3 protein-coding genes and 1 pseudogene are annotated in these 4,192 nt (G+C 32.3%); all 4 read left to right on the forward strand.

Features of this window, described 5'->3' with window-relative positions; translation table 11 throughout:
- Positions 1–313: pseudogene (locus tag ACOYLP_RS11140) on the forward strand (hypothetical protein); the annotation flags it as partial.
- Complete coding sequence (locus ACOYLP_RS11145; protein ID WP_422856244.1) at positions 306–734, forward strand: hypothetical protein; 429 nt, start codon at positions 306–308, stop codon at positions 732–734. The pseudogene ACOYLP_RS11140 and the gene ACOYLP_RS11145, both read left to right, overlap by 8 nt.
- Positions 724–2,289: a DEAD/DEAH box helicase gene (locus ACOYLP_RS11150; RefSeq protein ID WP_422856245.1), complete on the forward strand. Its 1,566-nt coding sequence runs from the start codon at positions 724–726 to the stop codon at positions 2,287–2,289. Before ACOYLP_RS11145 ends, ACOYLP_RS11150 begins: the two co-directional genes overlap by 11 nt.
- 32 nt (positions 2,290–2,321) lie before the next feature.
- Positions 2,322–4,091: an ATP-binding protein gene (locus ACOYLP_RS11155; protein ID WP_422856246.1), complete on the forward strand. Its 1,770-nt coding sequence runs from the start codon at positions 2,322–2,324 to the stop codon at positions 4,089–4,091.
- The last annotated feature ends 101 nt before the right edge of the window (positions 4,092–4,192 follow it).

Consider the following 4,192-nt stretch of genomic DNA (forward strand, 5'->3'; position numbering starts at 1 on the left):
AGGCGAAACTGCCAAAATTGCTAAAGAAGAGTTCAATGAACGAGTTGAAAAATTATATCAAAAACAAATAGAAATAGAGGAATACGTCGTTTCACATAATATTGGCAAGATAAATTTTAAAGATCAAAAGAGAGCACCACATATCGTAAGTGTAGCACTTATTAACGAGGATGCTGAGGATTTCCTAATCAAAATGAATCAAAAGTTTGTGGCATCAACAGGCAGTGCTTGTAATTCAAGAATTAGCGACAAATCGCATGTACAAGCTGCCATTGGATTAAACTCAAATAATATGAGATTAAGTTATGGATAAAGATTCATTTTATATATTCTCCGTTTTATCGGATTCGGAAAAACCAATTACAACAGCAGAAATATCTAAAGAAATTTACAAGAAATTCAATGTGCGTTTGTCAAAAAAGATATGTCAAAACTACTTGTGGAGCTTTTTCCGAAACAATATAATTTTTGATCAAGATAATTATACATACTTACTTGATTATAACAACCAAATTGATTTTGATATTGAAGTTCGACAAAGCATTAATTTACCAAGAGCTATATCATCTAAGGTCATTGATTCGAAACTAGTTGTCGAATATGACATGAATGTACCTTTTGATATATTTGTAAAAGCAATTGCATATTTGAATTTTAGTAAAACAACTAGTAACAGTAAGAAGGACTTATTCAAAGAAATTAACCAAAGAATTGAAAGTTTAAATGATCACTAAAGAAAATTTAATAGACCAAATACCAGATGGAAAAAAGAGAGAACTTATAGGCAACCTTTATGTTGAGGGGGTAAAAAATTATTATGATCAATTTAAAAATGAAGACTTAGATTTAGACGGTTTATTTTTAAAAGATTTTGATGAGTTAGTGCACAGCAAAATGTTTATTTGTAATTTAAAACTATTTAGTAACAATTTATTAGTTGAGATATACAAAGAATTGGGGAAAACTATTCCAGAAACGGAGTCAAAAATTTCGCAAGATTTAACTTTTTACTATTCTATAGATTATACCCAAGAAGAGGAAAAAAATGTTGAGCTAGCTATTGAAGCTGTTGCGGAAATTCAATTACATGATTTTCAAGAAAGGATAAGGCGCAAGGTGGTCCATAGTATTTTTCAAAATCAGAAGAGATTTTTAATTCACATGCCAACAGGTTCTGGTAAAACGAGAACTGCCGCGGAAATAATATTAGATTTCATAAGACTATCTTCAAGTAAAAGTTTGTTGAGTGAAAAAATGAAAGTCTTATGGATAGCCCAATCCGCTGAACTTTGTTTTCAAGCTTTTGAAACTGTGAAATGGATAATAGAAAAGAAAGGAACTAAAGATATTAGAATTGGGCACTTCTACGAAAATTACACCATCAATGAAGCCGAGTTGGACGGAACAATGATTGTCTTTGCTGGAATACAGAAACTGCTTCAGCATTATCAAAGCGGTTTATGGAATAAAATTCGAAATGAAACCTTTCTGGTTGTTGTAGATGAAGCTCATCGTTCAATTGCGACACAATGGATTAGGGCTCTAGACAGTTTCGTATCTAATGCGAGTGTCTATTTAATTGGTCTAACTGCCACACCGGGCGCTGGAAATGAATCTGATGAAAGAAATTTTGCACTATCAACATATTATTACGGAAATAAATTTTCTTTGATGGATAAAAATTATGTTGAATTGGCAACCCCGATTCAATATTTAGTGGAGCGAGAGTTTCTTGCAAACATAAAAAGAATAGATATTGATTCGGAAATATACCTTCAAGATGGCATTTCGTCTTTTAATAATGGTGATTTTTTGTTTACTGATTCTGCTATTACTAAACTTTCCGCGAATGCGGCTAGAAATAGATTAATAGTTAATATTGTTAAAGAAAACATTGAAAACAAAAAGAAAATTTTGGTTTTCACTTGTGGCCTACAACACAACAGAATTTTAAGTGCATTATTGAAAATGGAAGGAATTGAATGTAAGAGTATTGATCAACAGACAAAAAACAGACAAGTAATTATCAAAAATTTCAAAACAGGTGAATTAAATGTGTTGTTAAATTATGGAGTATTAACCACTGGCTTTGATGCACCTAAAACAGATGTCTGTATAATCGCTAGACCTGTTCGTTCAATAGTTTTATATTCACAAATGGTTGGGAGAATATTAAGGGGCCCTAAAAACAAAGGAAATAAAACAAATACCCTTTACACTATAAAAGACAACCTAGGTCATGGTGATTATGATGAATTGTTTAACTCATTTAATGAATTCTATAAATAAATTATATGGCAAATATTGGAAAAAGACCTCTAATGGGCACGGACAATATCCTAGAACTTCAGGATAATGGATATAAAAGCACTGTTTCTGCAATTGCAGAAATTATTGATAATAGTATCCAAGCGGGGAGCACTAAAGTCGAAATTGTTATTATTAAAAACACAACGAGGGAACACAATGAAATTGAAGAAATTATCATTTCAGATAACGGTTCGGGAATGGACAAGCCAACATTTGACAAAGCACTTCAAATGAGTAGCGGGACTAGATCAAAAGCAACTTCAGGTTTAGGAAAATACGGCCAAGGATTACCAAACTCTTCTATATCTCAAACGAAAAGAGTCGAAGTTTATACATTTCAAAATGAGAAGTTGATGTATAATCATATAGATTTAAATGAAATATTTGAATCGGGTCAAGCTTATTTGCCGGATACTGAAGAAGTAAGTTTTATAGATATTCCTATTTACAATCAACATATACTAAAAATAGAGGAGCACGGTACGATTGTGCGTTGGGTTCATCCCAATAGAATAAACCCTAAAACTGCAAGAACGCTAAAGGATCACATCAATAAAATTGGAGGAAGATTGTTTAGGCATTTTATAAGTGGATTTAAAACAAAGGACAACAAACTTATTAAAACTGATATTTCAATATCAGTTTATGATTTCAATGGTATAAACTATTCGAAAAATGAATTTTTGTCAATTGATAGTATTAAACCATTTGATCCAATGTTTTTGATGAAAAACACCCAAATGAACGAATTATTTGGAGAAAGTAATCACCCAACTAGTGTTTTGTTCGATGAGCCACTTAGAAAGACATTTACAGTTGATTATAATGGTAAATCGATTGAAACAAACGTAGAAATAAGACTGTCATATTGTAAAGCTGAAGAAAGACAAAGATACGGCCGGAATGCGGGTAGTACAGAGTTTGGAAAAGTTTACCTGCGTCGTAATATGACAGGAACATCAGGTTATAATAATATTTCTATAGTAAGAGAAGGAAGAGAAATTGATTGTGGTAATTATGGCTTTATTTCTGACGTCTCAGATCAAAGAGAAAGATGGTGGTCTGCGGAAGTTTGGGTAGAACCCATTATTGATTCAATTATTGGAATTGACAATAAGAAACAACAAGCTTCTAATATACGATCTATGGATTCTGAAGAACTATCAGATCCGGAGGTTAATGAAATTCTCAAATGGATATCTAGATGGCTGGATGAGAACATAAAAAATGTAAAAAGTATTATTAATGCCCAAAATGCAGGTATTTTAACTGAGGGAAATCTAGGAGCAACGGTAATGGGGCTCCCCCCCGGCGGGGAATCTGAACCAGGAAATCCAGGAACTGAAGAAGAATTAAATGAGGCTGAACTTAACGTAGTAAAAATTGAGTTTATTCAATGGGTTTCACAACGATATCCAAGTATGAACAGTGATGAAGTAGAAGGTATTGTAGATCATGCTCTGAGTATAAGGGATAATCATATTTTCATTAAATCAGACTTGGGAGACACACAGCTATACAGTTATAAAGTATTTGGAACTAAGGTTTTAATTGAGATTAATTACAATCATAGTTTTTACCGAAGGTTCATGCAAAAATTTGAGGAAGGTGGAAGTAGTGATAAATCTTTAAGATCTATTCGACTAATGATTGGTTCAATGGTCAACGGCGAAATTCAAAACGCAACTCAAGACAAAGAATTACTTAAGGATCGAAGAAATGTTAAGAATAGAATGTTTGAGTCATTAGATGATTACATAGAGGATCTTTATTCAAATTAAAATGCTATTTAAGAGCGGAGATAACTTAGATACAGCGGTAAAAAAGTATATCGCCGGAAATGACCAAATAACGGTCTTTTCAGCCTATATAAAACTGGATC

This window comes from Flavobacterium sp. (genome assembly GCF_049318325.1).
Classification (GTDB): Bacteria; Bacteroidota; Bacteroidia; order Flavobacteriales; family Flavobacteriaceae; genus Flavobacterium.